Below are 26802 nucleotides of genomic sequence, written 5' to 3' on the forward strand. Positions count from 1 at the left end.
TGGTCAATTTTATTATAAACTAGTTGCGGAAGGGATGGTAATTGGATTTATTAATGTCTGGTTCTAAAAAGGTGCATGCCCTCTGTTAACGTATAAAGTTAACAGAGGGCATGCACCTTGGTTAGCTAACGACATGAAAGACATTTCTGGTGAATTCTCAATAGGCAGCTTTTGCCTAATAATCTCGACAATTAAATTCATAACCTATTCCTCTCAGATTGTGTGCTTTAATACAAGAACTGCATTCTCTGTAATATCTCTAACATGTATTTTAATTCATTAACTTCTATCCATAATTGGTAAGTTTTCATTGACAAGCTACATGTGAAAACCCAGATTTGGAACAGGAATAAATCATCTGGTGACAGGACTGCCTTATTAATTAGCTACATGCACCCCTGGTTTAAACAAGTTCGTTAACCCAGTATCAATAAATAGCTCCTGCCCACTGATTCCCTGTGCCAGTGTACTGGCTAGAAAGAGACAACTGAAAGCTATTTCTTCGGTTTGAATAAACCTTTTTTGCGGAACATGTCCCAAAATAAGCTCCTCCGCCTCTTCAAAAGAAATATCATGAATCCCGGCAATCCCTTGAACAAGCTTCTCCTTCATTGCTGTGTCAGCCCATCCGGGACATAAAGCATTAACGGTTATACCATCTTTGGCCAATTCCAGCGCCCACACCTTTGTCAAATTAGAAACAGCTGCCTTCGTAGAGGAATAAAGACTGTAAGTCTCCAATCCAACTTTTGCAGTCATAGAAGAAAGATTAATGACCCGCCCTCTCCCTGATACCTTCAATTTCCTTAAAAGATTTTTTGTCACCAGCATTGTGCCCCGGACATTAATATCATAGATCCGATTCCAACCTTCCACACAAATATTCTCAAGCTTTGATTTACTAATAATGCCTGCATTGTTGATCAGAACATCGACCGTTCCCCACGTGTTGCCCACCGCTTTTAAGATTGCACTTTCTTCAATAACATCCACTTCGAGATACTGAAAACTAGAAGGGTATTCTGCCAGCAATTGCTTTACTGCATCCGTTTGTTGAATATCCCAATTACTCACGTTCGCTCCTTTTTGTAAAAATGCCTGACAAATAGCTAACCCAATTCCGCTGCTTCCGCCCGTAACAACAACGTTTCGCTCTTTAACATCCAATTCAAACATAGCCGTCATCTCCCAACTGCCACGGGGACGCTCTTCCGACCTAGGCCCAGGAAACCGTCCCCATTGTCTTCATTGTTCTACAAAAAAATCCTGTAGAGCCGTCTCCCTGGTTTAACCCTTCACTGCCCCTGCAGTCAGCCCTTTAATAAAGTATCTAGTAACAAAGGAAAATAGGATGACCATTGGAACAATAATCATCGCTGCACCCGCGAGCAATTCTCCGCGCTGAAGGGATGTCGATTCTTTAATTCCCGCTAACCCGATAGGAATCGTTTTATTCACTTCCGAAGAAACCACCATAAGCCCAAACGTATAGTCCGTAAAGGATACAATGAACGAAAAGACCCCTACACTGATGACCCCAGGAATAAGCAAAGGCAAAATCACACGATACAATGCCTGAAATCGGCTTGCTCCATCCATCCAGGCACTTTCCTCCAGCTCAAATGGGATCGTCTTGAAAAAGCTATTAAGCATCCATACTCCAAACGGCAACGTCATCGCGATATGGGAAATCGTTAACCCAAACAACGAATCCTCAATACCAAAGGAAATAAACATCCCTAAAAGTGGAATCGCTAATAACATCGGCGGCAGCATGTAGCCGATTAACATACCGTTTAACAGAAAATTTTTTCCGCGAAACTGAAAACGAGTCAGCACATAGGCTATGAGACTTGAAAAAATAACCGTAACTACCGTCGTAGCAGCTGCTACAATGAAACTATTCTTGTAATACAATGGGAAATTTGTCTCATTCCAAATATTAATGAAGAAGGTTAAATCAAATGATGTAGGCAATAAAGAGGTGCTATCTTCAAAAAAACCTTTTACCCCGCGTAATGGTGAGATCGTAATCCAATAGATTGGAAAAAACGAATAGACAAATACAAAAGCCGCCAGGATATAGATTGTGGCCTGAGACCGTATACTTCTTTTCATAGGCTGCCATCTCCTTTAATAGAGATTCCTTGACTTGGAGAGGACACTTGCTCCTTGTTCCCCGCCGCTTTGCTCTTTTTCATACGCTTTTTCTCTGGTGAATAGTTAGTAATCTTTAAGTACACATACATAATCACCATCATGAAAACAGCGGAAGAGACTGCCACCGTTGCTCCATAGCCCACTTCATTAAGCTTGAATGTATTTAAATAAATATAGATTGGCAAAGTTTCTGTTTTTTCAAGCGGACCGCCGCCCGTCAACAGCCACACCAAGTCAAACTTATTAAACATCCAAAGTCCGCGAAGAAGAACAATCGTAATTAACAAGTCTTTCATCATAGGAATCGTAATTCTCCAAAATTGCTGCCAGCTGTTGGCCCCGTCCAGTGTCGCACTCTCATACAAATCATGCGATATCGTCTGTAAGCCTGATAGGAAAACAAGAGTGACAAAGGGAGTCCATGTCCATACAGATAAAAGGATGGAAGTGAGCATAGCAAGATCTATAGATAGGAAATTAATATTACTTAACCCCACGGATGCCAATATTTTGTTGATAATCCCAAAGTTCGTATCAAGAATCCATTCCCAGCCCATAGTGACGACAATGACTGGAATGATATAAGGGACAACAGAAACCCCTCTGACAAAATCCCTTCCCTTAAATTGCTGATTAAGGATTAAGGCAATTAAAATACCAATAATTATTTGCAAAAATATCGAACCAAGTGCATAGACTAATGTTTGCCATAGATCTCTCCAAAACCTTGTATCCTGCAAGAGATTCAGATAATTCTCCAAACCAACAAACGTTGGAATTCCTACAAAGCTGGAGGCTTCGTAAAGACTATAGCTAATGGCAAAACCCGTAGGGATAATAATCACGAAAGTGAATATTAGTAGGCCGGGTATCAAAAAAAGGAGTACCAGGGGAATATCTCGTTTTGAAAGCTTCCTTTCGATCTTAATCGCCTCCTATTCATAGAGGAGTCAGGCAGATTTAGAGAATCTGCCTGACTTAAACTCTATTTCTCTCCAACTAACTTTCTAATCTCATCTGCAATTTCTTCTACAGCCTTTTCAGGGTCCTCGTTATTTAACGTGACTTTTTGGAATAACTTTGGAATTAAGAATGCTTCAAATACTTTACCTGGACGTGCATCCGTTTCAGGTCCATCTGAATCGATGGAGTGCAGTTCCGCATTTTTCAAAATATCATATTGCGGCTCCACGCCTGTTTCCCAATACTTTGTAATAATTGGATCGGAACGCCATTCTTCACTGTTATAAATAGACTCTTGAGCCGGGAAGTAATGAACTCCATCGGTGTGCAAGAAATCATTCAGCTTTTCTTTATAGAACCATTCCACAAAATTCTTCGTTTCATCTGTATGATCCGTCTTCAAGACTGCCATGGAATCATAGCCTAGTGAAGCAGCTACACCGTTACCATTCTTCATCGGGATCCCAAACACTTCAAATTTATCTGCTAAGTTTGGATTTTTCGTTTCCAAAATATCAACCAATCTTCCGGAGTAAAAAGTCATGCCTACCTGCTCAGAAATAAAGGCTTCTGTCATTTCGGCATAGGAAGCGCTTGTCGCCTCTGCCGGCATGTACGGGTGAAGTTCCTTCAATAGGTTAAGAGATTCAACCACCCTTGGCTTCATTTCATCTGAATCAAGAATGACCTTCCAATTGTCATCAAAAATTCGGACGTTATTGGCCCACAATAAGCTGCTTGTAATCCAATTTGTCGCCCCATCGGAGGATAATGGCATAATCAAACCGTATTTATTATTCTCTTTATCCGTTAATGCTTTCGCAACGTTAACAAATTCGTCCCATGTTTTTGGAACGGTTAATCCCTTTTCCTGTAACCAGTCTGTTCGAACGTATCCATATGCTAAGTTATAATCATATGGAATCCAGTACGTTTTCCCTTTAATCGGGAATAAGATATGCCCGTTGTAGAAGTCTTCCTTACCGCCAAGGTTTTCAATGATATCGTCCACTTCAGCTAACTTTCCTTGTTCCTCTAGGATTGATATATGTCCAATGAAACCGGTCAAAAACGCGCTATATTGGGCTGAAGTTCCGTAGCTTGCATTTATTTTTGTAAAAATATCCGCTAATGGAACTGCTTCCACTTCCACTTTGACGCCAAATTCCTCCCCGTACTCTTCCCCTGCTTTTTGCAGAACTTCCATTGTTTCTGGTCCTGTTTCTACGGAAGCAATCCGAATGATGGTGTTGCCTTCCTTCCCTGTTTCCGTTTTTGTTTCCGTTGGCTTCGCCGAGCTGCCTAAACACCCTGAAAGGATCCCCGCTACTAAACTACTTACTAAGAACAAAAGAAACCATTTTTTCCTCATCAATTTTCCACTCCCTTTATATAGAATGCCTGTGTAAAGGCGAATTCCTAATATTACAACCTCTCTCCCGAAATATCTAGGAACTAAATTGTGAGAGTCTGTGTGACAATTTATAGGTCTGTGAATGTAATTCTTGGTAAATGGAAAATAACTCCTCATACCCTCCTATATTTTTCTCGTTAGGCACCAGGCTATATATCACACTTTCAGTAGCCTGAGCGGCTTCTTTTAAATCAGCAAACCAGCCAATTCCTGTGGCGGCAACCAAGGCAGCTCCAAAGGAAGCATCACTGCTGGACGGAACCTCTAATTCCACGTTTAAGATATCAGCAATAATCTGCACCCATTCCCTACCTTTACTTCCTCCCCCAATAATCCGTAATTTTTTCAAGTGTTTATTAGGAAATTGCAAACTGCAATCCTTCAGAGAAAAACCAACTCCTTCCAAGACAGCTCTTGCAAAATGGCTTCTGGAATGGCGGGCTGTACAGCCAAAAAAGCTTCCTCTTAAGTATGGATCCCAATGCGGAGATCGCTCGCCATTTAAATAAGGGTGAAAAATTAACCCCTCAGACCCCGGCTTGATTAATTCAACTTGTTTCATAATCTCAGGATAAATCGATGGAGCCTTCATGATTTCCTCAAACTCTTGAAAAAAGCTTTCTTTAAACCAACGGAACGAAGCGGCAGCAAAATTGGTCGCGCTATTTTGGTAGAATAAGTTATCGACAAGATGATGATAAGTAGTTAGTTTTTCATTCTTGTTAACCGTATCAGTAACCAGACAAAAGTTTCCGGCTGTTGCCAGCTTGACAACACCATCACCATCCTTGATGGTGCCGCATCCATAAACTTCAGCAGCGGTATCCGCCGTGCCGACAATGATTCTTGTCTGTTCCGAAAGCCCAAGCAATTTAGCGATATTAGGCGAAATGGTTCCACATTCATCAATAGGCGATAAAACCGATGGGAATGCGCTTTCATTTAAGTCAACTAGTGAAAGTAAAAATTCTGACCATTCCTGTTTTTCAATATCATATAAAAGCGTGCCTTCAGCCTCGATATAATCTGTGGCCATCTGGCTGGAAAAACGGAAACGGACATAATCCTTCATAAAGAGGATTTTATCGATCTTTCCATACTGTTCGGGCTCATGCTGTTTCAGCCATAAAAGATGGCTGAGCGTCCAGGTCGGATTTGGTGCATTATAAGTAAGTTCAAATATTTTCTTTCCATATAGCTCTCTCAGTTGTCGGGACTGTTCCCCGGAACGCTGGTCATTCCACATAATGGCCGGACGGATTACCTGACGATCCTTATCAAGTAAAACCGCCACATGATGTGGGGCAGTAAAGCTAAGCGCCTTAATATTCTTCCTTCTATACGGGCCTAATTTCTCCGTTGCTTTGGATATCGCCTCAAAGGCCGCCTTGATCCACGTTTCAGGTTCCTGTTCCACCCACTTAGGATGGGGATAAAGAGAGGGATATGGGACATAAGCTTCTGAAAAAATGGTTCCATCAGACTTAAGACAGGTGACCTTACATCCGCCTGAGCCATGGTCAATTCCTAAAACGTATTGTTCACTCATACCTTCCCATCCTCATCTGAAATTGAAATGAGAATCTTAATAACATTCTCGCCGTTGTCAATCGCTTCAAACCCTTGCTGAATTGCAACATCTAGCGGGACTACCTTGCTAATGAGGCTGCTCAGATCCAGCCCCCCGGACGAAAGCAATTCAATGGCTTGATCATAATCTTCTTTCATATAGACCCTTGTTCCGACAAGCTGCAATTCTTTTGCGATAATGCGATACACATCAAAATCGGCATTCTTCTTAGGAAGACCGGTTATCACAACGATTCCCTTTGTGCGGGCGGCTTCAATACAAGCAACCATCCCATTGTTGGTACCTGTTGCTTCGATGGAAACATCCACACCCCGGCCATGGGTTATTTCATTAATTTGTTCAAAGAAATTCTCTTTTGTTGGGTTCAACACCTCAAACCCCAATTGATTGGCAACCTGAATTCGATACGGACTTATTTCTGAGATGAGTACTTTTGCCCCTCTCTGTTGAGCGGTCAGTGCGGTAATAATTCCAATTGGACCGCCGCCAACCACTAATACCGTTTGGCCGGCTGCTATTTTTCCTTTTTCCACGGCATGGACACACACCGCAAGCGGTTCGATTAAGGCTCCGTCCTGCATCGAAATGGTATCTCCCAGCCGGTAAACCTTGGACTCCGGAACTTTAATATATTCGGCAAATGCCCCATCGCTGTCAATGCCAATTAGGTTAAAAGCAATCGTGCAAAGGTTATAATCTCCTCTTTGGCAGCTGTCGCATTCGCTGCAGGAGGTAATCGGCTCAACCGTTACTCTGTCCCCTTTTTGAAAGCTGGAAGAAGCTCCAGCTTCGTAAACAGTTCCAGAAAATTCATGGCCTAAAATGACAGAAGGCTTTGTCCGTTTAGTCATCCCGCCGTGATAGGCAAGCATATCGGTCCCGCAAATCCCTGCATAGTTTACTTTAATCAATACTTCCCCCGGCCCGATTTCAGGTATGTTTCGTTCTTTAACGGCTAATTCATTAGGGCCAACATAGCATAAGGCTTTCATAACTCCACTCCTTCTACTAAACTATTAATCAACTAGTTTACCAAATGCCAAACCCTAACTTCCCTGGGTTCATGATCCCTTTAGGGTCGATGCCTTTTTTAATATTTAATAAAACATCAAACATATCGCCATAAAGCTCCGGCATGAGATATCCAAGCTTAAAGCCTATTCCATGATGCTCATTTAATAGTGCTCCATTTTCTAGATTGACCCGTGAACAATCCGCCCAAATTTGGTTATGCAACCGGAATAATTCCCTAGAGTCTTCTGGAGGCTTGGCAATATAGAATCGGTCATAAATCATCGTTCCCCATGGATACCAATGAGAAAAATGAGCCATATATTCTGCGTTGTATTCCTTATACTTTTCTTCCACCAGCTGTTTTTTCTCATCGTAAAGCTTGTGGATTTTGTCATAGGTCGTGATGGTTTCTACTGTTCCATATAAAAGCGGATATGACGGCTGAAGCGGTGGGCGGTAGAAATCATAACGGGTATTCCACCAGTATAATCCCGGCTCTTCCCCTAAATCAGTCCCTCCATTTTCGAGGCAGATTTCCAACACCTTTTTCATCTGTTCATTAGCGATGCCTTTAAATCCATCCACCATGAGTACCATATTGACACCGTCTGCATCCATTCCGGTTCCCTTTAACGATTTTTTTGTGGAGCCTGGATCATACAGCCGGATGACGGCAGGGTTTAATCGGTTAATCATGATTTGCCGTCCTGCTTCAATTCCATCGTGGATTTCATTGAATTTAATCATTCGGAATAATCGTGCTTCCGGTAATGGATCCAAGCGGATGCGTATCTTCGTAATCACCCCAAGTGTCCCTTCTGAACCAACAAATAGCTGCAGCAAGCCCGGCCCGGAGGCATGATTGGGAACAGGCAGGGTTTCAACTACTTTTCCATCTGGCAGGACAACTTCCACAGACAGAACCATGTCCTCCGCTTTACCATATTTAGTGGACATGACCCCAGAACCTCGTGCGGCAAGATACCCTCCTAATGTAGCCATATCCACAGAGGATGGGTAATGGGCAAGCATGAATCCATGTTTATTAAGTTTATTTTCCAGGACACGTCCATTGATTCCCGGCTGCGCCGTTAAAACTAACGACTCTTCGTCTATGTCGATAATTTTGTCCATCCGAGTGACATCAAGCACGATTCCTCCATACATAGTGGCTGCGCCGCCCTGGGTTCCTGATCCTCCACCTCTTGGGACAACCGGCACCTTATAGGTGTTACAGATTCTCATCACCTTTGAGACTTCTTCGGTCGTTTCCGGCCTTACGATAAAGCAAGGCATCGGCAGTTCTTCATTCTTTTGTTTCCACATATAGGTCAGCCAATATTGGTCAATCGCCAAATCCTTTTGGGCATCATTCACCACATCTACTACATTTTCCGGACCTGCTGCATCCTCAAGTTCTGATCGGAACATCTCCCGAGCATACCCTTTTAAGTTCAAAATAAAGTTCCCCTTTCTATTCACCTTTTTGTATTGGTTCGACGGATTTACCGTCGCTTTCCCGAAAAATATAATTCTATTATTAACTGGATTATTCACTGGAAAGACTGATAGTATAGGAGAATTTATCTCCCCGAAAATAGGAGTGTAAAAGCTCAACTGGATTTCCATCATGAAGGTAGGAAATTCTTTCAAAAGAGAAGTAGGGAATACTATCTGATATACCCAGCGTGTTTGCTACCTGTTCATTCATGACAGCTTCCATATGTTGTTCAGCTTTTTTAATGGGCTTGTTGATATTTTCTAAGTAGGAGTAAAACGATTGATGTTCTAGATCCACTGAGGCTAAATCCGGAACCAGATATTCAGGTATGACTAACTCTTGAAACCCATAAGGAATATCATCAATGTACCTGATCCGCTTGATGGAGAAGACTCTGTTTATTTTCCGGATGGCTAACTTTTGGCACTCTTTATCTGTTGGGGGTCTTTTTTGGAATTCTAATAGTTTTGATCTGGGGTGAAGGCCAATTTCGAGCATATCCTGATGAAACCCAGTAATTTTATTTAGGCTGCGCTTTAATTTTACATTTCCAACAAACGCTCCTTTACCTTGAACGCGGTAAACTAACCCATCATTCACTAACTCGGTTACAGCATTTCTGGCTGTCATACGAGAGACACCATACCTGACGACAATTTCATCCTCGGTTGGGATTTTTTCATCCTGTTTATAATGGCCGCTGACGATTTGGCTTCGAATGTCCTGTGATATTTGAATATAAATTGGCATTTGAGTTTTAGCAAAGGTTTTCATTTTTTCCACATCGTAAATCCTTTCATTTTGGTTTTTGTCAGGTGTAATCACTTCTTACTGAGCAGTAAATCCACCATCCACCATTAAATTTGCTCCACAAACAAAAGAAGAATCATCACTTGCTAAAAATATGATAGCTTTGGCTATCTCCACCGGTTGACCTAAGCGGCCAATTGGATGTAATCGGATAAGCTCCTCCATCGCTTCAGGAGATTTGTTTCGTATTAAGTCGGTGTTAATGTAACCTGGACAAACGGCATTTACTCGTATCCCTTTACTTGCATACGTTACTCCCAAGGTTCTAGTTAAATTGGCCACCCCGCCTTTTGAAGCGGTATAGGAAGTGACCTCATTCCTGCCAATATGGCCAAGCATGGATGCTGTATTTACAATGACCCCGTATCCTTGAAGCAGCATTTGTTCGATGGCATATTTGTTGGTTAAAAATACACCGGTCAAATTAACATCAATGCTGCGATTCCAGGTTTCGAGAGAAAGATTATGTATAGGAATGGTTTCTGCAATACCGGCATTTGCAATCATAATATCAAGCTTCCCAAAAGTATCTACTGCTGCTTTGACTAGACACTTAACAGACTCTTCCTTGGTGACGTCCACTTTTATAAACGCAGCTTTATGCCCTTTATCAGCAAGTTCATCTGCAGCCATTTGACCTTTTGCAACATCAAAATCCGCAACAACGACTGCAGCTCCTTCTTCAGCGAATAGCTCGCAAACGGATTTTCCTATTCCTTTTGCACCGCCTGTTACGATGGCAACCCTTCCTAATAACTTCATCCGTCCCCTCCTCCTTTAATTATTGTATATACAACTATACATATAATAATACCATAATTCTGAAAATTCAACCTATTTTCTAAAAATCTAATAAATTATTTAGTCTTAAATATTGAAAATTTTGTAAAATCGGCATTAAAAGACCGGCTTCATTAGGAAGCCGGCTACTTTTTACATATGTTATTCCAGGTCAATCTAGGAAAATTGACAAACTTCGGGTGTTAAGCAGTGTTACCATGCCATCTTATAAATTTTATAAATATCCTCTTTTTCCAATGACATCGGACTGCGGGCTAACAGACGTTTTTGTTTAATAGCATCATTTGTTAATACATCAAGTGCCTCCTCAGGGATATTAAAGCTCCTTAGTGCGTGAGGTATATTTACATCCTTAACCAAGCGTTCGAGCTCCTCTACACATTTGAGAGATGCCTCAACTTGGGATAATTTCATAGAACTAAAACCCATTGCCTCGTATATATCCTTCATTCGCTTTTCACAGCTCTGTCGAATATAGCCCATTACATATGGGAGTAATACCGCATTTGCATTCCCATGGGCAATATGAAATTGACCGCCTAGCGGATAAGCTAATGCATGAACACCCGCCACTCCTGCATTGAAAAATGCCATACCTGCCAAATAACTCCCATAGCTCATATCGGTACGGGCCTGCCTATCTTCACCATTCTCTACTGCGGTACGAATCGATCGGCTTATTAGCATGATAGCCTGCAGCGCCAGCGCATCCGAAACTGGACTTGCGTTTTTAGAAACATAAGCTTCAATCGCATGAGTAAGAGCATCAACCCCTGTAGCTGCAGTGACCTTTGCTGGCAAAGACACCGTTAAAGCAGGATCGACAATCGAAACATCCGGCAGTAAATAATCATGGGTTACAACATCTTTCGTAGTCTCCAGAGATAACACAGAAATATTAGTCACCTCAGATCCAGTTCCTGAAGTTGTAGGAATTAAGATTTTTGGGAGACCTTTTTTCGTTATTTTTTTTGTTCCTGTTAAGTTTAGATAATCCTCCACCTTGCCCTCGTTTCCAGCCAATACACCTACCAGTTTCGTCAAATCCAGCGCACTGCCGCCGCCAAAACCGATAACCATATCAAATTGGTTATCACGAGTATAGGAAACTAGTTTTTCTCCAACGGAAAGAGGAGGCTCAGGAACAATATCCGTATAAATTTCAGGGGAATAACCTGCATTAATTAGAGGAGAGACCACTTCATTTGTCAAACCAATCTTGTGAATTAATGGATCCGTAATGATAAGAATCTTATTGACCTTTAAGCTATTCACCTGGTCGACAAGGTGAGTTAGCGAATCCCATCCAGTAAAGCTAACCCGAGGAAAAGTAATTTTTTCAGACATATCAACCGCTCCCTTTATGGGCCACAGGTATTGTTCTCCTGGTTTAGGACGCTAAGAGGCCCCATGGTCCCCTATTTATATATTCAAAAGCATCACAATAATAAATAACTAACAAGAGATAGAGCATACTGGTGTTTTCACCTGCGAATTTAAAAAGAATGTTTCTAAAGAAATTTTCGCCATCTTTCTTTAATTTCCTTCTGTAGCATCATTTTTTCCCAACAAAAAAAGCACGCAGCTTTTAAGCTGTACGCGCTTTTAAATAGCAAATGCATGGTTGCCGATTTTTTTCACAACTTCACGTGAGAAAATCCACTGGCTTGTGGCTGTCTCTACGGCCTGAACTGCTTCATTACTTGCCTGTTCGTTAAAGGAACCATTTTGAACAGGTTCAAAAGCATTCTTCTGATAAATAACATCTTTGACTGTATCCGGGAATTGTTCGTACTCGACACGATTCAGAACCACGTCAGCAACCGCTACTTTTCCTTCAAACAGCTCCAGGCTTCTTTCCTAAAGTGAAACGATTTCCCGTTCGCCGCTGGATTGGTGAAAAGCATAAAAATTCTTGATCCGGCTCCATTCCTCTTTCGGCTGCCATTCAGAGTGCCGTTCATAAAACGAAAAGTCGAACCGATCACTTAACTTCATCATCTCCAGGCGATCCCATTTGTCGTTGTGGGCTTTCACGTTCACCCAGAAATATTGATGATTTTGTATAGGTGTCAGCTGCTCTTCATCCTGCAATGATTGAATGGCTTCATAAAACAGTGAATAACCGTCCATTTCATAATAATCATCCTGCAATTTGCGCAGCTTAAATTCCAAATCATTTATGTTTAACTTCTTCTTTTGCGTCGGGTGCTGAATATCTTCAATGAAGCTTCTCACCCGTGTTTCGATGATGTTGATTTTGTTCACCTTCTTAAACATCTTTGTGTCTTTAGAGTTGAAATTATCTCATACAGACATCATTTTTATTATAAACTAGTTGTGGAACGGATGTAATGGATTTAATAATAGATAGAGGAAAATGAGGTGGGGAGTAAGACAAAAAAGCCTTTCCCCCATTTTAAGACACTGGGGATCCATGCGGCTGCAGTTAGGAATACAGGAAAAAATTTCATAAACCTTCTAACTGTTAAGTTATCAGGGGACAATTCAGTAAATTCATTAGCTAGTTTATGTTCTCAGCGGTACATATAAGTCAACTCTGCATTTCCCTTCTGTATCTTCAGCAGGATTATTCAGATTAAATTCAAGGTTATGTCTATCGTAATCCGGGTCATATCCGCTATTTGGCAGCCATTCTCCAAACATGTACTGATAGGCATTATGCAATTTATCAGGGGTATCATAGAATGGATAGAGAGCATAATCCCCGGCATCAATTTTTTTAAACCTTATTTCCTGATTCTCCTCTTTATCAAATCCTTCAGGAATGGTAACACAGGCATCGTGGCGGCAATCCTTGCTCTCCACCAGATCAGGATTATCAAGTGATATGCCAATGAAAGATTCCTGCGGAGGATATAATCCATGTGTGCTTGCCCAGCCAATCAATCTTCCCCAATGATCCTGCGGCTCAAAATAACTTCCGGTACGCCTGATATACGCTACTTCTGTTTCAGGTAATTTCTTTACAATGATCTCCATCTTAATCATCTCCCTTGTTGGAAGTATTTATCTTGAATCATTTTCGCTATCTTTCTTTATATTCCTTCTCCAATTTCATTTTTTTCCAACAAAAAAAGCGCGCAGCTTTTTATGCTGTACGCGCCTTTATATAGCAAATGCATGGTTGCCGATTTTTTTCACAACTTCACGTGAGAAAATCCACTGGCTTGTGGCTGTCTCAGGGTTATAAAAATATAGGAACTCTTCGTTTTGCTCCTTATCAATAAGAGCTGTCTCAACGGCCTGGACTGCTTCATTACTTGCCGGTTCATTGATTGAACCATTTTGAACAGGTTCAAAAGCATTCTTCTGATAAATAACATCTTTGACTGTATCCGGGAATTGTTCGTGCTCGACACGATTCAGAACCACGTCAGCTACCGCTACTTTTCCTTCAAACGGCTCCCCTTCTGCTTCAGCCTGCACAAGACGGGCAAGCAGCTTTTTTTCTTCCTCTTTGATGAAACGATAATCTGTTGATGATGACTCTTTCACGTCAACCTCAACTTTTTTATATGTTAGTGTTTCTGCAGCTTTCTGATCCACTGTCTCAGCATCGAAATGGTCAGCAGGAAACATGCTATATGAACCCATAATGAGTGAAATGGCAGCAACAAACGTTACTAAATTTTTCATTTGTAAACCTCCTGTTTGAAGTTTTTAGGCAAAAACAGGCCACTTACAAGGCTAACAGGTTTACAGGGAGAACTCATTAGTGAATCAATGGGAGAATTACCAGTAAAGAAATATGAAAATTCAATTTGCTCCATTATTATTTTTAGATGTATATTTGTTATAGCATGCTTTAAAAAATAAGGTTAACAGCCTGGAAATTGATTGAGGTGTTAAAATAATTGAAAGTACTTGAAACTGACAGATTAATTCTTCGCTGGTTAACACCAGATGATGCAGCATTCATTCTCGAACTTTTAAATGAACCTGCATGGATTCGTTATATTGGCGATAAAAGTGTACATACTCTTGACGATGCTAAGAATTATATTGTGACCGGACCCATGAAAATGTATTCTCAATTTGGCTATGGCCTTTTTCTCGTTGAGCGAAAAGAAAGAAGCTCTCCTATTGGCATGTGCGGATTGATAAAACGAGATACTTTAGACAATGTTGATATTGGTTTTGCTTTTTTATCCAGATATCAAACGCAAGGTTATGGGTTCGAGTCAGCTTCTGCTACATTGAAATATGGTCATGATCAGCTGGATATGGAACGGATCCTGGCCATCACTTCCTTAGACAATCATGCTTCCTCCAGACTGCTTGAAAAAATCGGTATGAAATATGAAGGGACGATTATCTTGGATAAGGAAGAGCTTAAATTATTTGCATCCGAAAAATAAGTTCTTGGAGTATTTTTTCTATCCTTAAAAAAGGTGTCTCCCCCAACTTATTAAAAATTAAGCCGGGGTAGCCACCTTCTTTACTACCTTAAATATCCATTAAATATTCCATCAGTTTTTCCTTTATCTCCTCATCTGCAAAAGCTGCTTCTACACTATTCATATAAATTTGTTTATAATCCTCAGCACTCATAGCAAATTCCTTGGAAACAATATCACATTCCTTTGCCATTGTTGTATCTGATACCGTTCTGTTGTCCGTATTAACCGTTACTTTTATTCCATTCCGATGGAAGTCGGAAATGGGGTGTTCGCTAAATTGGTTGACCGCTTTGGTTTGGACATTGCTGGTTGGGCACATTTCAAGCACAACCTGTTTTTCCTTAACAAGCTTATATGCTTCTTCACAGTCTTTAATGAATACACCGTGTCCGATTCTTTCAGCTCCCAACCATTCAACAGCCTCCAGCACATTGTTACCGATTCCCGTTTCTCCGGCGTGGATGGTGACTCTATAGCCATATTCTCTTGCCAACGCTATTGGTTCAATGAATTTTCCGCAGAAACCTTTCTCCTCGGAAGCACATAAATCAATGGCGACAACCCCTCTTCCCAGGAATGCCTTTCCCTTTTCAACGACCTCATATGCACTTTCCACACTCATCGTTCTCATGCATGACAAAATGATATTTCCTTTAATATCAAATTCTTCTTCTGCTTCTCTCATCCCTTCAATCACATTTTGGATGATTTCTTCTACGGATAATCCCTTTCGCGTATGAAGCAAAGGGGCAAAGCGGACCTCCATGTATTTCACATTTTCCTTTGCTGCATCTTCAAAAAGCTCAAAGGATATTCTTTTTAAATTTTCTATTGACTGCATGACCAAGTTAGGAATGGAGAATCTTTTTAAATATTCATCCAGGGACTCGCAATCTAATGGGGCGATTAGTTCTTCTTTGATTTTTTCTTTATCAAAAGAAGGCAGAATGATGCCTTCTCTCTTCGCGATATCAATAATGGTTTCTGGTCTGACACTCCCGTCCAAATGGCAGTGAAGTTCAATTTTAGGCATAATAGTAAAATTCATAGCTGGACCTCCTAAATTTTTGACAAAAAAAATTCCTGATTACGAAGAAAATACAGTACTTGTATCTTCTTCGTAATCAGGAATTATTGGTTCCTGGTAGAGACCTCCAAACCATATTATTGGAGTTATACGAATGAAAGTATTTCATTAGGTTTTTTAAAAGGATAATTAATTTTAAATTTTTTGTCAATCACTCTCTAAATTTTCAACAGCTCTTCAATATGCCCTATTGCACTCTGAAGCCGTTCCTTGTAATCACCGCTCAAGATTTTATAATCAATATTATGCTTTTTCAGCAATGTTTTTAAAGCCTCGTTGTTTTGGAGTCTTACCTCATTCTCTCCATGAACCCGCAGTCCATCATCCACCCATTTTACATCAGGTTCCAGGTATAGCCACAGGTCATAACCCTGCAGGCTCGCAATTTCATCCAATACTGCTTGATGTTCATGGTTGTAAAGGTTGGAATAGAATTGAGTCACAATTGCCTCCGTATCGATAAAAACAACTTTGTTTGCTTTTTCAATCGCCTTGATTTCTTCAAGCTTATGGCCGTACGCAATTTTATGGTAATCCTCCTTAACCATAATCCCTTCGCAGCCGCCTAATTCTTCACATACGGTTCGGCCATATTCCTCAACATAGGAAGTGTTGTAGATTTTAGCAAGATTTCTTGTCAGGGCAGATTTCCCGCAGCTTTCGGTTCCTACCACTACAACCTTTTTAACGAAATAAGGTTTAACAAAGTCAGGGATGTATTCCCAATAATGGAATACGCCTTCATTGCGGATTGCTGTTGCCGAAATATTCACATGTCCCCGATTGGGATCAATCAATTCGTGTTTGGCCTCTGGATAAAGTTCATTAAAAATATCGTTATATTCAAACTCTGAACTAAATACATAATCAATGCGTCTTCCAATTGCCTTTTTTATATCCCTGGCACCTTCTGCCCAATTGTAATTTTCATCCCCCTGATCGTCTTTTATGGAAATGATCTTCACATGCGGCATATCTTTAGTTAATTGACTGAGCCAGCGCAAACGGATATGTGGCGGAATATAAGCCATTTTAGAATGCTCGCACAATTGCCTGTCACGCAGTTCGCTATGGGACAGCACAACGTACAGTTCGTCAACGATGGATGAGGCCTGAACGATGGCATAGACATGGCCAAGATGCAGGGGAAGAAACTTGCCTCCAATAAACCCGACTGTCATTTAAAACCCCTCCTTATTCTGTTTCACATATAGTTTCCGCCAGTTGATATAACCATAAATACTGTTGACCAGGAAAGCAGTCCACATGACTAACATCGAAAAGTCATTGCCGCCCTGTGTGATGAGAGCACCCGCCCAAAGGATAATGGATAATACATTAACAGAGATCCATAGGAGCCATTGCTCTGCAAATCTCTTCAGCATCAGTATTTGCGCAGTTATAGAAAGAACGTTTGTAGCTGAGTCCGTCCAGACAAAATTACCCTCTAAATATCTAAGGAAAAACCCATATCCAATTGTAAGGGTGACAATAGATATTAAAGTATAGAGCCAGCCCTTTTTTGTCAGACTTTTAACTTTCACATCTTCTCCTTTAACATCCTGATTGGTTTTATGCTGCTTCCAAAGGTAAATACCGATAAATTGAACCGGAAAATAAAACAGGGCATTGAGCATGGCTTCACCATAAAGACCATAGCCGTAAGCAATATAAGCGTAGGTTAAGGTCTGTACAATGCCAAAGTAATAGTTTGCAATCTTTCCCTTCGCCACCAGCACCACACATAACATCCCGGTTATGGATGAGATCAGGCCAAGCAATGAATCCGACCAGGCAAAGAAAAGATAAATATTAACCAATGTAAACGTGATCAGCCATACTATTTCAAACCGAGTCCAGTTCTTAAAAATCCCCATATAAATCTCTCCCTATAAATGACTTGGTTTTTATCCCTTCAGTTTATTCCTATACACTGACACAATGGGCTGAAAGTCATTAAAACGATAAAGTTGAGCCGGCGTCTTGGAATAACGATTTGATTTCTTAGGCTTTCCGTTTTCCGACACAGCTTCAATAAAAGGAAGTGTCGGTGCTTTTCTGAAAAAGGCAGCATCAGTCGAGATTGAAGGATCATCCAATACGGTTAATAAGACACCCTGCAGTTCAGAAAGCACAAATTCCTCAGGAAGAAAATGTTTGGCCAGTGTTGTTAGCGCCATATCCTTTTTAATAAACCAAAGCGCATCTCCGATAATGGTCTGATGATCAAATGCAAGATCAAGTTCAACGGCTTCCTCAAGTGTAAACAGCCCAATTTCAGAAGCATCATAAGTCTTTTTCCGGCTACTTAATGCCACTTCATTTGCGATAACATAATGTGCATTAGAAATAATCCATCCCCGCAGATCACGGCCTGGAGAATCATAGACACCAAAATGCTTTATTTTCAGCCCTGCCACTCCGGTTTCCTCCGCTAACCTTCGCTCTGCCGCCTGAAATGCTGTCTCTTCGGGACGGACAAACCCACCAGGCAGCGCCCACTTCCCTGCTTCCATATTTGGATTTCTTTCATGGTCCAGCTCACTTCTTTTAATCAGCATGATTTTCAGCTCTTTTTTTGGAGGCTTATACTCTCCAATTTGTTCAGATGTGATTGTAAAAACCGCAATATCACTTGTATAACCGTCTGGTGTAATAAATTGATTCTTCAAATTCGGTTCACTCCTCTTTTAATTAACATTTTGTTAATTGTTAAATAAAATATATTCCATAATTTGCTTTTAGTCAAGATAGTTTTTCATTTAAATGCAAAAATAAGCTGCCCATTTAATTGAGCAGCTGAAAAAGCGAGATGATTTTATGTATGAAAGAAAAAGGTGCTTTTCCCCCTCTGTCATGATCGGATACACTGAAGGAAAATCACCTATATCCTTATTTACAACTTCACTTCAATAGGACGGACTGACTTATCCTCTTTACGTTGAACAGCAGGTTTCTTCGACCAATAAGTTGCCAGAATCGGCCCTGAAATGTTATGCCAGGCAGCAGCCAGAACGCTTGGCAGTGCTGCCAGCGGACCAAAGTGTGCAGTCGCAAGTGCAACGCCCAGACCTGAGTTCTGCATGCCAACTTCAATGGCAATCGCTCTCCGGTTTACTTCATCCTGACCAAGCACTTTTCCTGCAAAGTAACCAAGGAGGAGTCCGAATCCATTGTGGAGCATGACAGCTGTAAAAATCAGTAGACCTGATGCGGCAATGGTTGCCGAATTGCCTGAAACGACTGCAGCCACAATCGTGATAATCGCCGCTACCGAAATAAGCGGTAAAACAGTTAAACTTTTTTCCACGGCTGCGGGGAAGAATTTCTTGATGGCTAATCCGAGAACAATCGGCACAATGATGACCTGGACAATAGACATAAACATGGCAACAGCATCAACCGGCATCCACTGTCCCGCAAGCAGCAGGAGAAGCAGCGGTGTCATGATTGGCGCCAGTAAAGTTGAAACGGAAGTCATGGCGATGGACAATGGTACATTTCCCTTTGCCAGATACACCATAACGTTAGAGGCCGTTCCCCCTGGTACACATCCGAGCAAAACAAGTCCCGCTGCCAATTCTGCCGGCAAATTCAAAAGTTTCGCAATGACGAAAGCGACAAGCGGCATGATAATGAACTGAGCACAAACACCGATTAACACAGGCAGAGGTTTCGTAAAGATGATTTTAAAATCGACTGCCTTCAGTGTAAGTCCCATTCCAAACATGACGACGCCGAGAAGGATGGTGATATAGCCTCCCAATCCTAAAAATGGGTCTGGAAACATAAAGGCAATAACCGATGTTAAGATAACCCACACCGCAAAATATTTTCCTGCAATGGTACTGACCGCTTCTAATACCTTCATATCATCGTGCTCCTTCTTTTGTCTTTAAGATTTTATTTGGGTTGAAAAGATTATCTGGATCGAGGGCACGTTTGATTTTTTCCATAACCTGAAGCGCCTGACCATGTTCTTCTTGCTGATACTTCTGCTTGCCTACCCCTACACCATGCTCACCCGTACAGGTACCGCCCCGTTCGAGAGCATAGAGAACAATTTGTTCATTGAACTTTTCTGCTTTTGCCACCTCTTGGGGATTACTCATATCAATCATCAGGAGGGTATGGTAATTTCCGTCCCCCACATGTCCGACGATTCCTCCAGGAAGTCCCAATGTATCGACCGCTTCCCTCGCATGGCTGATAGCGCCAGAAAGTTCTGAAATCGGCAAACAAACATCCGTCACCATCATTTTCTTTCCGGGATGGCCATGGATATAGGCATAAGCAAGGTTATGCCTGGCCTCCCACAAGCGATTTCTTGCTGCATTATCGGTTTCAAATTCAATATCGAGACAATGATGGTCTTCAACAATCTCTTTTGTAAAAGCGACATCCTGCTTTAAGCCGGCTTCATTGCCGTGAAACTCCAAAAAGAGCGTTGAGCTTTCATTATAGCTTGTTTCACTGAACAGGTTCACCTGTTTCATGGAAGGTTCATCGATAAGCTCCACCCTCGCAATCGGAACACCTGCTTGTAATATGGAAACAACCGCTTCAACCGCATCGTTCAATGATGGAAAAGAAGCTCTTGCTGCCATCACATGCTCCGGAATTCCATAAACTCTTAATGTCAGTTCCGTAAAGCAGCCAAGCGTCCCCTCAGAGCCAACGAATAAACCATTCAAATGGTATCCGGATGAGGATTTAGCAGCTAAATTACCTGTATGTATGATCGACCCATCAGCAAGTACCACTTCCAGATCACGCACCTGATCACGCATGACTCCATATTTCACAGAAGTAGTTCCGCTGGCATTCGTTGCCGCCATTCCGCCAAGGGTAGCATCTGCCCCAGGATCCACAGTGAAAAATAGTCCATATTTTTTCAATTCCTTGTTGAGCTGTGTACGAGTCACGCCAGGCTGTACCCTAACAAGAAAGTCATTCTCACGTACTTCCAGAACTTTATTCATAAGTGAAAAATCAATCGTAATTCCATGTTCGTACGGTATCACATGCCCTTCAAGACTGGATCCCAGTCCAAAAGGAACAATTGGAACTTTATATTTGTTTGCCTGCTTCACAATTTCACTGACCTGCTGGGCCGTTTCCGGAAAAACAACCAGATCAGGAAGACTCTCCATATGGTATGATTCATCCCTGCCATGCAATTCTCTTACTGTCTGATTTTCTGTCACCTGCTGCTCAGTAAGAAACTCTCTTAAAGCCTGCAGGAGGCTCATACTCGCTGTTTCCATCCTATACTCCTTCTTTCTTATACGGGGAATTTGGTCAAACCAATGTTATAATTGGTCCAACAAGTTAAATTAATTATACAAATTTATCAGAAAAATTCAATTATTTATTTTATTATTTTTATAGTATTGATTAATAGATTTTAGGTCTGTTACATTTAGGAAAGTAAGAGAGGCCTATTTTGAAAAGAGGGTACGGGGAATGACAGAGAAAAAAAAGACCTATCTGGTTTTAGCAGATAAATTGATAGAATGCTATTTGGGAGGAAATCTTAAACCAGGTGAACGGCTGCCTTCAGAAAGAGAATTGGCAGTTCAATTCCATGTCAGCCGGACAACCATCAGAGAAGCCCTCAGAACCCTGGAACTGAACGGGCTCATCGATATCCGCCAGGGAGGCGGAAGCTACGTTAAAGTCTCTGATATCCAATCAAGCAAAGAAGTGATCATCACAGCTGTCAAAGCAGAAAACCCGCTGGTATATGAAATGCTTGAACTGAGGCGTGCACTGGAAGCTGAATCCTCCTTCCTTGCAGCCAAAAGAGCCACCCCGGCAGACCTGGAAAAGCTGCGTATTGCTTTACATAATATGGCGCTGTCCATACAAGACCCCGAGTTAGGGTTAAAAGCAGATCTGGACTTTCACGTCGGAATTGCCGTGGCCACCCATAACTCAATTTTCATTGAATTGATCCATACCCTCAAAGGACATATGGAAGAAACCATTAGAGCTACTCAGAATCATCGGTTTAAGGATCTGTCACGTTACGAGGATACCATCGAGGAGCATAAGGAAATTTATCTCGCTATTGCTTCTGGAAATGGGGATAAAGCAAAGGAATTGATGGAGGGGCATATTACGAAAATTAGGGCGGAACTGGTGGAGTCAATGATTTAGTTAAGAAGAAGCAGGCACCCTTCAGGTATCTGCTTCTTCTTTTTCGAGCGGCTTAGTATCCAGCTCTACTTCATCATCTAAATATTTTGTTGTATTATATCCGTAGATATCCAGACTCTTCGGAACCACGTTATTCCCTTGTATCTTAAAGCTCTGAACTGTAAAGAAATGACGCGGCTGTTCAAGCTCTTCGTAAATGAAAGGTGTTTTATTCATATCGTATTCTTTTCCATTTTTATCAACGATGACTCCTTTATAATCCCCTTCCATGGAACTATTTTCTTCCTCAGTCACAATATTAAAATTAAGTGATTCATACGCTCGATTCTTAATTTCATGATTACTTATAACCACTATGCTAGGCTGACCAACTTCAACCTTATCAATGGAAATGGTACTTCCCGCATATTCAAAGGTCTGAGGATATTCCCTGGAAGCATCAAGGGCAATTGTTTTATTGTCTGTAATTGACAAATAAACACTATCGAATCGAACTTTGACTTTATCGGCTTCTTTTTCAAATAGAGGTTTAAAATGCGCCTGAAACTTGCTCCATCTTAAATCATTCTGTGAATGTACGTATGAGTTCCCGTATAAATCAGCTTCAGCTACTTTATTGTTAATTTTCAAACTTTTAAAATTGATCATGTCGATCCGCTTCTCCGGCTGTTCAGTTTTGAGTCCGTATTGCAGGAGTGTTCCTGTTGGAGCAAGGATTAGTTTATCAATCAAGACTGCTATGCCCTCAATTTCAACTTCTTCATTCAATGCATACTCGACAGAGGGATTTTTTGTAACAGGAATGTCGAAGTTCCACTTTCCTTCCTCCGGCTCCATATTCACAAATGAATCTGATGAGTTTCGTTTTAATTTCATAACCTTATTAATATTGAGCTGAATGGTGGCTTCATTTTCTTTCAGCGGCCTCAGACTCATTTTCCCATGATAATTGTTCTTTTCCTTTTTATTAAGATCTGACTCCATATCTGGCGGTATATACATAGGATAGGTATTTGCCGCCATTATTTTCATTTCGTCCTCAATAAAAATGCCATCATCAATGTTAATCATATATTGATTGTTCTCATTGGTATCTTCTATTTCATAAAAAATAAGAGTTTGAATCTCATCAGCAATTACACTCTTAATCTTTATTTTAACACCATTGCTTTCAGCTTCCAGCCCGAGCCTTTCACCTAAATCCTCCTGGAGAAAAATGCGCAGCTCCTGATTTTCTTCTGTCAATGAGTAATAGACTTTCGAAAAAATCCCGGTAAAAAAACCTGTGCACATGAATAAGACGAGGACATTTGCTGAAATAAGTCCAATTCTTTTACGCTTAGTCTTTTTTTGTTTAAGGAGATTTTCCCTTTGTGAGACTCGTTCTTTTACGTTTTCTATGAAACCTGCAGGTACGCTGAATGTCTCAATGGTTTCAGAGAAGTTCAATATGGTTTCCTGCAGAGATCCCAGATCATCCTGGCAGTTATGACAATGATAGATATGCATTTCAAAATCGATTTTCCGCGGCCGTTCCAGTTTTCTTTCCAGGTAATCCATGTAAAGCTTTTGGTATTCATTGCAGCCCTGATAGTCCTCTCCATTTCCCAATCCTTTTCTGAGTAATTGGAAGCCTGAAAATAAAAACTCCTTTATCTGTTCAGATGACAATTGGAGAAGCTGTGCAGTTTCCTCTCTGGAGATTCCTTTTATATAGGTTAAGACCAGCACTTCTCTTTCCTGCTCTTTTAACTGCTGCAGTGCATGACAAATGCTTTCCTCTGAAGCTTTTAAACTATTATCAATAGGAATATCCCGGCAGACTTGGATAAAAATAGATAGAACCCACATCTCAAAAGATGTGCTGTTTTTAAATTTTGGCAGCTCCTTATGCACCTGTAAAATGGCCCGATAAAAAAGCTCCTCTATCTTGTCTTGGTTCCCAAGATAAGACCAGCCGAGTGCATAAAAGGATCGCTGATGGTGTTCAAACCAGCTAACGATGGATTTTATTTCTTTTACACTTATCTTCACTGGTAATATGGGATTATTTTTTTCTGGAATGATCAAGATCATTCTCCCCTTTATCTATGCCTTATTATTTATATACCTGGTTTTATTATAACGACTAAAGTAAGTTTGTTCACCAAAATTTGGATAAGAAAGTCATATTCCCTTTGCCAAATTAAAAAACTATCTATATCCCTCAGCATTGGAAGGCTTTACCTCCTCCTGAACCCTCGACCAAATATCTGAAAGCTTCAGGCTGAGAACCATCCAAAACGTGAAAATGAACAACTGCCTATACTGTTTCATATTATATAAACTGAAAACGTACAGTTAGGAGCAATGATATGCACAAAGAAAATAAACAGCCAATTCAAGTGGTAAATATTCCGAGTCCAAGCTTGAATTCCAAGCTTGGCAGATATTTTATAGGAAAAACAGAATTATTGAATTTTGGAGGAGGATATTACGCCTGGGGCGGCATTGTAAACCCCATTAATTCTGGAGTCAATCTATATATCGATCTTTTTACCATTACAAACTTTTCAGCTCAAAATTTCATCAGTGAAATATGGTTAAATGCCGATCCGCCTAAAAATGCAGTTGACTCCTTCAATGTAACTCCAACAAATCAGGCTGTTTCACCACCGCCAACACCAAAGGCGATAATGAAGAATGCTGGTTATTCCACTGAACCCATGACTAAAGGTGTGAATATTTTTGATAGAATTGTTACTCAAAATTCCACCCTTGTAAGTGATTCACACAACGGCTCCATAATTATTGGCCCCGGAGGCTCCTTCTCAATACTTCTAAGACCACCGGGATATCAATACATCGCAGGGACAATCGTTTTGACCTGGTGGGAGGAAAATAAATGAATCGTCGGTCAATGCATGAATATGAAACGGCAAATATGAGCCTTGATTTAAAGGATAAGGAAAAACATCCCAAAGAGGTCACTGTATTGCCGGAAAATGTATATCATTCCTATCTTGGTGAGTACTTTTTGGGTCAAACTGATATCATATCCTTAGGAGGCGGATATCATGGATGGGGAGGACTAGTCAACCCGGCGGACTCCAAAGTAAATATATTTTTGAATGCCTATACCATTTCTAACTATTCCAATGAACCATTAACAGCTGAAGCTTGGCTAAGCGGTATACTTCCTGCTGGCGGAAAAACATCACCGTATCTTGCAGCCGGAAATCAAGCCATTACTCCGCCGCCAAGGTCCAAGACTGAAATAAAAAATGCCAGCTTCGTATCAGGTAAACCCAGAGGCGGTACTTACGCCTTTGTAAGAAGGGTTGAACCCATAGTCACCCTTACTAAACATGATTTTCAAGGTATGTTTATCATACCTCCAGGAGGTTCCTTTTCCTTATTCTTTTTGTCACCGGGAAAAAGGCAGGTAAATGCAAGAGTCGCCTTTGGCTGGTGGGAAGAAAAAGCATAATCAAAATTTCAGATCACAGAAATATTAAATTTCATTTAATCTGGTTAATTAAAAGGATTGCAGGATATGTATAACAATAACTTCATACTAACGAGGCGGCTTTTTGCGAATTAAAAAACCGCCTTCTTATGTCATAATTTGCAGGTAAAATATCTATGCTACTTCTCATTCCATGCTGGTGCTGGCCATACAACCCTTGATTCAGCAACAGATAATGGCCATATTATTTTATATTCCTGATTGATAATTTGAGCCAGTAATGCATCAGCTAATATGTTTTGCCCGTTTGAATCAAAGCGAACGCCTTTCCAAGGCATTATTAAACGTTTTCCTGGAATGTTGGTACCAAGAAGAGCTCTTTTTATTTCATCTTTATTAATACTTCCAGCCCGATTAATTGCATCAGCCAGAACAAAAAATCCTGTAAAGCTCCGTGCATTGGTTTCATTCATATCTTCATTATATTTAGAACGGTATAGGTTATTGACTTCCGTTACGATTGGTTTGACTCTTCCCAAACCCAGTGCCCAGGCAACACGACTAATAATGTATTTACCATCTTTTCCTGTCGTTTTTAGAAATTCAGGTATGTGTAACCTGCATTTTGGACAACTAGCCCTTCAGGAAACCAATTTAACGTATTAAGGTCTTGAACTACTTGTGTTGCATCAGATAGAAATTGGTGGCCAAAAACAACTTGTGCCTTACTCTTTCGAATCCTATCGAGCTCATCCAATAGTGACGAAACAGGCGGGGTATACATTTCAAATTCTACAAGCTCGCCTGAGAACTTTCGAATCATACTTTTTTCAATTGCAGCTGCCTCTAACCCAAAAATAGAATCCTCAGTCAAAATAGCAAAATTTTTAATATCTCTGCCTCTGTTTCTTAGAAATTGAAATAGTTCAAAGAAAAGATTAGTGTATAGATGGTCATTTGGTGCTGTTCTAAAGAAATACTGATAATCCCTCTCTGTAAGCGATGGTGCAGATGCTTCCGGGGCTAAAAAAGGAACTTTTTCCGCTTCAGCGATAGCAGAAGCTTGTAAAGTTACACTACTTTGATAAGAACCAATCAGTGCTGCAACTTTTTCTTTTACAATTAATCGTTCAGCTTCTTCTCGACCAATTGCCGGAATCCCCTGAGAATCTCCATAAATCATCTTAATTTTCCGATTCTCTAATAAGGGAAGGCCATTAGTACGAGCTAACGGTAACGGCAAATCGTATCGATTATTTACTATCTCAACAGCCAAATCAATGGCTTGGCGAATATCTTTCCCAACAGCAGCCAAAGAACCTGTAAATGGATAAACGGCTCCAATTTTCAGCTCTCTTCCCTCTCCCATATAATTCTTCCTCCCTAGCTTTAACCTTTAAAAGATAAAGTCACTATTTACTTATATT

26 protein-coding genes, 1 pseudogene and 1 riboswitch are annotated in these 26802 nt (G+C 40.8%); of the genes and pseudogenes, 4 read left to right on the top strand and 23 right to left on the bottom strand.

Annotation, left to right across the window (positions count from 1 at the left end; genetic code table 11):
• Positions 1-378: 378 nt before the first annotated feature.
• From ACTHRG_RS17905 to ACTHRG_RS17970, 14 genes and pseudogenes are all read right to left on the bottom strand, one after another.
• Entirely contained in the window at positions 379-1176 is a 798-nt protein-coding gene (locus tag ACTHRG_RS17905) for an SDR family NAD(P)-dependent oxidoreductase (protein ID WP_076256004.1), read from the bottom strand.
• 111 nt (positions 1177-1287) lie between these two features.
• On the bottom strand, positions 1288-2118 hold the full coding sequence (locus ACTHRG_RS17910; RefSeq protein ID WP_076256002.1) for a carbohydrate ABC transporter permease: 831 nt from the start codon (positions 2116-2118) through the stop codon (positions 1288-1290).
• Positions 2115-2834 (bottom strand): carbohydrate ABC transporter permease, encoded by a 720-nt coding sequence (locus ACTHRG_RS17915; protein ID WP_440231711.1) that lies wholly within the window; start codon positions 2832-2834, stop codon positions 2115-2117. Before ACTHRG_RS17915 ends, ACTHRG_RS17910 begins: the two co-directional genes overlap by 4 nt.
• A gap of 311 nt (positions 2835-3145) precedes the next feature.
• A complete protein-coding gene (locus ACTHRG_RS17920) occupies positions 3146-4495 on the bottom strand; it encodes an ABC transporter substrate-binding protein (protein ID WP_076256000.1) in 1350 nt (449 codons plus the stop codon).
• Between the two features lie 76 nt (positions 4496-4571).
• Positions 4572-6086 (bottom strand): xylulokinase, encoded by a 1515-nt coding sequence (gene xylB / locus ACTHRG_RS17925; RefSeq protein ID WP_076255998.1) that lies wholly within the window; start codon positions 6084-6086, stop codon positions 4572-4574.
• On the bottom strand, positions 6083-7120 hold the full coding sequence (locus ACTHRG_RS17930; protein ID WP_076255996.1) for a zinc-dependent alcohol dehydrogenase: 1038 nt from the start codon (positions 7118-7120) through the stop codon (positions 6083-6085). The genes xylB and ACTHRG_RS17930 overlap by 4 nt, the downstream gene beginning before the upstream one ends.
• A gap of 37 nt (positions 7121-7157) precedes the next feature.
• Positions 7158-8600, bottom strand: coding sequence for an FAD-binding oxidoreductase (locus tag ACTHRG_RS17935; RefSeq protein WP_076255993.1), 1443 nt, complete (start codon positions 8598-8600; stop codon positions 7158-7160).
• A 91-nt stretch (positions 8601-8691) separates the two neighbouring features.
• Positions 8692-9417, bottom strand: a complete 726-nt coding sequence (locus ACTHRG_RS17940) for a GntR family transcriptional regulator (protein ID WP_286147647.1) — start codon at positions 9415-9417, stop codon at positions 8692-8694.
• A 54-nt stretch (positions 9418-9471) separates the two neighbouring features.
• Positions 9472-10215 (bottom strand): SDR family NAD(P)-dependent oxidoreductase, encoded by a 744-nt coding sequence (locus ACTHRG_RS17945; RefSeq protein WP_076255988.1) that lies wholly within the window; start codon positions 10213-10215, stop codon positions 9472-9474.
• A gap of 231 nt (positions 10216-10446) precedes the next feature.
• Positions 10447-11601 (bottom strand): iron-containing alcohol dehydrogenase, encoded by a 1155-nt coding sequence (locus ACTHRG_RS17950; RefSeq protein ID WP_076255986.1) that lies wholly within the window; start codon positions 11599-11601, stop codon positions 10447-10449.
• A 258-nt stretch (positions 11602-11859) separates the two neighbouring features.
• A pseudogene (locus tag ACTHRG_RS17955) lies at positions 11860-12102 on the bottom strand (cell wall hydrolase); the annotation flags it as partial.
• Between the two features lie 12 nt (positions 12103-12114).
• Complete coding sequence (locus ACTHRG_RS17960; RefSeq protein ID WP_286147554.1) at positions 12115-12522, bottom strand: hypothetical protein; 408 nt, start codon at positions 12520-12522, stop codon at positions 12115-12117.
• Between the two features lie 261 nt (positions 12523-12783).
• Entirely contained in the window at positions 12784-13257 is a 474-nt protein-coding gene (locus tag ACTHRG_RS17965; RefSeq protein ID WP_076255984.1) for an AraC family transcriptional regulator, read from the bottom strand.
• Between the two features lie 126 nt (positions 13258-13383).
• Entirely contained in the window at positions 13384-13914 is a 531-nt protein-coding gene (locus ACTHRG_RS17970) for a cell wall hydrolase (RefSeq protein ID WP_076255982.1), read from the bottom strand.
• Positions 13915-14132: 218 nt separating this feature from the next.
• Here ACTHRG_RS17970 and ACTHRG_RS17975 point away from each other — a divergent pair, with 218 nt between their 5' ends.
• The gene (locus tag ACTHRG_RS17975) at positions 14133-14636 is read left to right on the top strand and encodes a GNAT family N-acetyltransferase (RefSeq protein ID WP_076255981.1); all 504 of its coding nucleotides are present in this window, start codon (positions 14133-14135) and stop codon (positions 14634-14636) included.
• Between the two features lie 88 nt (positions 14637-14724).
• Here ACTHRG_RS17975 and add read toward each other — a convergent pair whose 3' ends face one another.
• The 6 genes from add to ACTHRG_RS18005 all read right to left on the bottom strand — a co-directional run bounded on the left by add (position 14725) and on the right by ACTHRG_RS18005 (position 21032).
• Entirely contained in the window at positions 14725-15726 is a 1002-nt protein-coding gene (add, locus tag ACTHRG_RS17980) for an adenosine deaminase (RefSeq protein WP_076255979.1), read from the bottom strand.
• Positions 15727-15779: 53 nt separating this feature from the next.
• Positions 15780-15879: riboswitch (purine riboswitch) on the bottom strand.
• A 44-nt stretch (positions 15880-15923) separates the two neighbouring features.
• Positions 15924-16946, bottom strand: coding sequence for a multifunctional transcriptional regulator/nicotinamide-nucleotide adenylyltransferase/ribosylnicotinamide kinase NadR (nadR, locus tag ACTHRG_RS17985; protein WP_076255977.1), 1023 nt, complete (start codon positions 16944-16946; stop codon positions 15924-15926).
• Positions 16947-17642: a nicotinamide riboside transporter PnuC gene (pnuC, locus tag ACTHRG_RS17990; RefSeq protein ID WP_076255976.1), complete on the bottom strand. Its 696-nt coding sequence runs from the start codon at positions 17640-17642 to the stop codon at positions 16947-16949.
• Between the two features lie 30 nt (positions 17643-17672).
• Positions 17673-18437, bottom strand: coding sequence for an NUDIX domain-containing protein (locus tag ACTHRG_RS17995; protein ID WP_440231714.1), 765 nt, complete (start codon positions 18435-18437; stop codon positions 17673-17675).
• Positions 18438-18661: 224 nt separating this feature from the next.
• Complete coding sequence (locus tag ACTHRG_RS18000; protein ID WP_076255972.1) at positions 18662-19636, bottom strand: bile acid:sodium symporter family protein; 975 nt, start codon at positions 19634-19636, stop codon at positions 18662-18664.
• A gap of 1 nt (position 19637) precedes the next feature.
• On the bottom strand, positions 19638-21032 hold the full coding sequence (locus ACTHRG_RS18005) for an FAD-binding oxidoreductase (RefSeq protein ID WP_076255971.1): 1395 nt from the start codon (positions 21030-21032) through the stop codon (positions 19638-19640).
• Positions 21033-21231: 199 nt separating this feature from the next.
• On the opposite strand from ACTHRG_RS18005, the gene ACTHRG_RS18010 reads away from it, so the two are divergent.
• The gene (locus ACTHRG_RS18010) at positions 21232-21927 is read left to right on the top strand and encodes a FadR/GntR family transcriptional regulator (protein WP_076255969.1); all 696 of its coding nucleotides are present in this window, start codon (positions 21232-21234) and stop codon (positions 21925-21927) included.
• Between the two features lie 21 nt (positions 21928-21948).
• On the opposite strand, the gene ACTHRG_RS18015 is transcribed toward ACTHRG_RS18010, so the two are convergent.
• Positions 21949-24003: a DUF4179 domain-containing protein gene (locus ACTHRG_RS18015; RefSeq protein WP_286147546.1), complete on the bottom strand. Its 2055-nt coding sequence runs from the start codon at positions 24001-24003 to the stop codon at positions 21949-21951.
• Between the two features lie 278 nt (positions 24004-24281).
• Between ACTHRG_RS18015 and ACTHRG_RS18020 the strand changes: the two genes are divergently transcribed.
• Positions 24282-24815: a DUF6143 family protein gene (locus ACTHRG_RS18020; protein ID WP_076255965.1), complete on the top strand. Its 534-nt coding sequence runs from the start codon at positions 24282-24284 to the stop codon at positions 24813-24815.
• Positions 24812-25396: a DUF6143 family protein gene (locus ACTHRG_RS18025; protein WP_083675268.1), complete on the top strand. Its 585-nt coding sequence runs from the start codon at positions 24812-24814 to the stop codon at positions 25394-25396. Before ACTHRG_RS18020 ends, ACTHRG_RS18025 begins: the two co-directional genes overlap by 4 nt.
• 158 nt (positions 25397-25554) lie before the next feature.
• On the opposite strand, the gene ACTHRG_RS18030 is transcribed toward ACTHRG_RS18025, so the two are convergent.
• Complete coding sequence (locus tag ACTHRG_RS18030) at positions 25555-25914, bottom strand: hypothetical protein (RefSeq protein ID WP_440231716.1); 360 nt, start codon at positions 25912-25914, stop codon at positions 25555-25557.
• A gap of 56 nt (positions 25915-25970) precedes the next feature.
• The gene (locus tag ACTHRG_RS18035; RefSeq protein WP_440231717.1) at positions 25971-26744 is read right to left on the bottom strand and encodes an ABC transporter substrate-binding protein; all 774 of its coding nucleotides are present in this window, start codon (positions 26742-26744) and stop codon (positions 25971-25973) included.
• Positions 26745-26802: the final 58 nt, after the last annotated feature.

The organism is Cytobacillus sp. SAFR-174 (assembly GCF_051964675.1).
Classification (GTDB): Bacteria; Bacillota; Bacilli; order Bacillales; family Cytobacillaceae; genus Cytobacillus.

Bases quoted from the DNA above. Each gene is read 5' to 3' on its own strand.
- ACTHRG_RS17905 (WP_076256004.1), bottom strand. From the start codon at position 1,176: ATGTTTGAATTGGATGTTAAAGAGCGAAACGTTGTTGTTACGGGCGGA.
- ACTHRG_RS17910 (WP_076256002.1), bottom strand. From the start codon at position 2,118: ATGAAAAGAAGTATACGGTCTCAGGCCACAATCTATATCCTGGCGGCT.
- ACTHRG_RS17920 (WP_076256000.1), bottom strand. From the start codon at position 4,495: ATGAGGAAAAAATGGTTTCTTTTGTTCTTAGTAAGTAGTTTAGTAGCG.
- xylB (WP_076255998.1), bottom strand. From the start codon at position 6,086: ATGAGTGAACAATACGTTTTAGGAATTGACCATGGCTCAGGCGGATGT.
- ACTHRG_RS17930 (WP_076255996.1), bottom strand. From the start codon at position 7,120: ATGAAAGCCTTATGCTATGTTGGCCCTAATGAATTAGCCGTTAAAGAA.
- ACTHRG_RS17940 (WP_286147647.1), bottom strand. From the start codon at position 9,417: ATGAAAACCTTTGCTAAAACTCAAATGCCAATTTATATTCAAATATCA.
- ACTHRG_RS17945 (WP_076255988.1), bottom strand. From the start codon at position 10,215: ATGAAGTTATTAGGAAGGGTTGCCATCGTAACAGGCGGTGCAAAAGGA.
- ACTHRG_RS17950 (WP_076255986.1), bottom strand. From the start codon at position 11,601: ATGTCTGAAAAAATTACTTTTCCTCGGGTTAGCTTTACTGGATGGGAT.
- ACTHRG_RS17965 (WP_076255984.1), bottom strand. From the start codon at position 13,257: ATGGAGATCATTGTAAAGAAATTACCTGAAACAGAAGTAGCGTATATC.
- ACTHRG_RS17970 (WP_076255982.1), bottom strand. From the start codon at position 13,914: ATGAAAAATTTAGTAACGTTTGTTGCTGCCATTTCACTCATTATGGGT.
- add (WP_076255979.1), bottom strand. From the start codon at position 15,726: ATGAATTTTACTATTATGCCTAAAATTGAACTTCACTGCCATTTGGAC.
- nadR (WP_076255977.1), bottom strand. From the start codon at position 16,946: ATGACAGTCGGGTTTATTGGAGGCAAGTTTCTTCCCCTGCATCTTGGC.
- pnuC (WP_076255976.1), bottom strand. From the start codon at position 17,642: ATGGGGATTTTTAAGAACTGGACTCGGTTTGAAATAGTATGGCTGATC.
- ACTHRG_RS18000 (WP_076255972.1), bottom strand. From the start codon at position 19,636: ATGAAGGTATTAGAAGCGGTCAGTACCATTGCAGGAAAATATTTTGCG.
- ACTHRG_RS18005 (WP_076255971.1), bottom strand. From the start codon at position 21,032: ATGGAAACAGCGAGTATGAGCCTCCTGCAGGCTTTAAGAGAGTTTCTT.
- ACTHRG_RS18010 (WP_076255969.1), top strand. From the start codon at position 21,232: ATGACAGAGAAAAAAAAGACCTATCTGGTTTTAGCAGATAAATTGATA.
- ACTHRG_RS18015 (WP_286147546.1), bottom strand. From the start codon at position 24,003: ATGATCTTGATCATTCCAGAAAAAAATAATCCCATATTACCAGTGAAG.
- ACTHRG_RS18020 (WP_076255965.1), top strand. From the start codon at position 24,282: ATGCACAAAGAAAATAAACAGCCAATTCAAGTGGTAAATATTCCGAGT.
- ACTHRG_RS18025 (WP_083675268.1), top strand. From the start codon at position 24,812: ATGAATCGTCGGTCAATGCATGAATATGAAACGGCAAATATGAGCCTT.
- ACTHRG_RS18035 (WP_440231717.1), bottom strand. From the start codon at position 26,744: ATGGGAGAGGGAAGAGAGCTGAAAATTGGAGCCGTTTATCCATTTACA.